2 protein-coding genes are annotated in these 3100 nt (G+C 65.2%); both read left to right on the top strand.

The features are described 5' to 3' along the window. The coding region (locus O5O54_RS22060; protein ID WP_279483999.1) for a hypothetical protein at window positions 1-210 on the top strand (210 nt) is incomplete at its 5' end. A 48-nt stretch (window positions 211-258) separates the two neighbouring features. Further along, a complete protein-coding gene (locus tag O5O54_RS22055; RefSeq protein ID WP_279483998.1) occupies window positions 259-3084 on the top strand; it encodes an EAL domain-containing protein in 2826 nt (941 codons plus the stop codon). Window positions 3085-3100: the final 16 nt, after the last annotated feature.

Raw genomic sequence — 3100 nt, 5'->3', positions numbered from 1 at the left:
GGCAACGGCGGGCCGAACGGCGACAACGGCGGCGGCAACGGGAACGGCAACAACGGGAACGGCAACGGCAACGGCGGGCCGGGCGGCACCAACGGCGGCGGCAACGGGAACGGCAACAACGGGAACGGCAACGGCAACGGCGGGCCGAACGGCGGCAACGGGAACGGCAACAACGGGAATGGGAATGGCAACGGTGGGCCGAAGAGCTAGGTCGGACACCCCGTCCTTGACGGACTAGGGAAGGAGGGCGGGATCACGATGGGGAGCCAGTCCACCAGGAGCCGACGTCAACGACCGGGCAAGACATCGATCCGCTCGCTCGTCACGCTTCTGGCGGTTGCAGCCTGTCTCCTCGGCGTCTGCGTGGTCGGCTTGCCCCGGACGCTGGACACCGTCCTGTCCGATGCGCGGTTCGCTTTCGGCCAGCGTTCATCGTCCGGCGAGATCGTACTCGTCGACATCGACGCGAGGAGCCTCCAGGAGGTCGGCATATGGCCCTGGCCCCGCCATCTTCATGGTGACCTCCTGAAGGCGGCCACCGAAGCCGGAGCGGTCAGGATCGCCTTCGACATCGACTTCTCCTCCCGCTCCAACCCCATGGACGACGAGGCACTTGCCGCGGCCCTCGGCGGGACGGGGATCGAGACGTTCCTTGCTTCTTTCGTCCAACATGATCCGGCGTCCGGGACCTGGCTTGCATCCATGCCGATCGTGCCGCTGCTTGCGGCTTCGTGGCCGGTCTCGATCAACGTCCCCGTCGATCCCGATGGACGCGTGCGTCGCTTTCCTTTGGCCATGGACATCAACGGCGAGACCGTCGGTTCCATGCCCGCCGTTCTGGCAGGGCGCGAAGAGACCGGCGGGGAGTTCGGGATCGACCACGGCATCGTTGCCGCTTCGATCCCGCGCATTTCCTACGCGGACCTCCTGGGCGGTCGGATCGCCGAGGGCATGCTCGCTGGCAAGACGCTGATCGTCGGAGCGACGGCGATTGAACTCCACGACCTGTTTCCGGTCCCACAGGCAGGCATCGTCTCCGGCTCAACGGTGATTGCGCTCGCGACCGAAACCTTGATGCAGGACCGAGCCTTAGTCCGGTGGCAGCCGCCGCTGCCGCTAGTTCTCGTGCTGCTGGCAGCCGGCTGTTGGTTCGTCCTGCGTAGTCCGCTTCGCAGAAGCCTTCTTGTCCTCGCTGTGATGACGGTCGCGATCGAAGGGATTGGGATCTGGCTCTATCTCGACCGCGCCGTGATGTTGGCGACGGCGGAGTTGCAACTTGCGATCGGTGCGATCGTGCTATGGAGCCTCCTGCGGGAGTTCGACCTTCGCCAACTCCGGCTTTGGGTCGCGCGGGTTGAGACCCGCAACACGGCACGTCTTTTGGAGCGCGTCGTCGACGATAGCTTCGATGCCATCGTGATCGTGGATGCAGAGCGCCGGATCGTGCGGATCAACGAGGTGGCGCGCAGCCTGCTCGACCTACCGCCGACAGCGCAGCCGGGTGCCTCGGCCGACCTGCCGTCCGCGCTGATGCGAGCGGTGAAAGCGGCGCTATCCACTCAGAGAGATACCGGACATCGTCAGATCCCGGATCGGCAGCTCGTTGAACTGCATGCGGGCAGCGAGGCCCGGATCTTGGAGTACACGGTCTCGCCGTTCTGGCTGGAGGACAGGCGCCGCGGCCGTAGCGAAGCCGACCATCTCTCCTACGTCAGCCTCATGCTGCACGATGTGACGGATCGCGAGAGGGCACAAGAGCGGCTCCGTGTTGCCGCGTTCCATGACAGCCTGACAAGGCTCCCAAACCGCCGGGCTTTGGAAACGGAACTCGACGGCCTGGTCGCCGAACAGATCCCCGTCGCCCTCCTGGCTTTCGACCTTGATCGGTTCAAGGGCGTCAACGATGCGCTGGGTCATGCGACGGGAGACGCCGTACTCGTCGAGACGGCCATTCGTACCGCACGCGTTCTTCCTGAGGGAGCATCGGTGTTCCGGGTTGGCGGTGACGAGTTCATGGTGCTGGTTCGTTCACCGGATGCAGGCTCGGCTCGCTCGCTTGCGGAGGCCATCGTCCAAGAGGTCGGGCGTCCCTTCGAAGTGAACGGGCATCGCATATCGATCGGCACCTGCGTCGGTATCGCTGGCGATGCGCAAGGGTGCCCCGATCCCTCGGTGCTGCGTCGTCGAGCCGACGTCGCGCTTTACCAGGCAAAGCGCACATCCGCCGGTCCGGTGGTCGAGTTTGCTTCGGATATGGAGAGGGCGCGCCTGGAACGGCTGGTGCTCGAGCGCGATCTTGCCGAGGCGGTCGAAACGGGGGCGTTCGAACTGGCCTACCAGCCGCAGGCCCGTCTTCGTGACGGGGCGTGGACGGGAGCGGAGGCGCTGCTTCGCTGGCGCCACCCCGAACGCGGATTTGTCTCGCCGGTGGATTTCATTCCGGTCGCGGAGGAGACTGGCCTGATCCACGAGCTTGGCGCCTGGGTCCTTCACCGTGCCTGCCGGGACGCGTTGCTCTGGCCGAAGGCGATCAAGGTCGCCGTGAACGTCTCGCCGCTTCAGTTCCTTGCGGGTGACATCGTCGGAGCCGTTCGATCCGCGTTGGCGTCGTCGGGGCTCGATCCAGCCCGTCTGGAGCTGGAGATCACCGAGTCCGCCTTTGTCGGCGAGAACCATTGCCTGTCCGGGATCTTCGACGAACTCCTGACGCTCGGCGTATCCTTTGCGCTCGACGACTTCGGGACGGGATACTCGTCGCTCGGCTACCTCCATCGCTTTCCGGTCTCGAAGATCAAGATCGACCGGAGCTTTGTGACAGACATTCCCGCCAGTCGACATTCGATGGCGGTACTGCGCTCGGTCGTGGTTCTGGCGGATGGGCTCGGCATCCGAACGATCGCCGAGGGTGTCGAGGTGGTGGAGCACGCCGAGATACTGCGGGAGCTCGGCTGCGGCGAAGTGCAGGGGTATCTGTACTCCAAGCCGTTGAGCATCGACCAGGCATCGGAACTCTTCGGAAATAGCGCCGAAGGGCACAGGGGTGGCAGCGACGCAGCGGACGCGCCACTCCGCGCAGTGGGCTGATTGCGAAGCCCGAAGG

Source organism: Aureimonas sp. SK2 (assembly GCF_029813115.1).
Taxonomy (GTDB): Bacteria; Pseudomonadota; Alphaproteobacteria; order Rhizobiales; family Rhizobiaceae; genus Aureimonas.
This window is presented reverse-complemented; position numbering and strand designations above follow the sequence as displayed.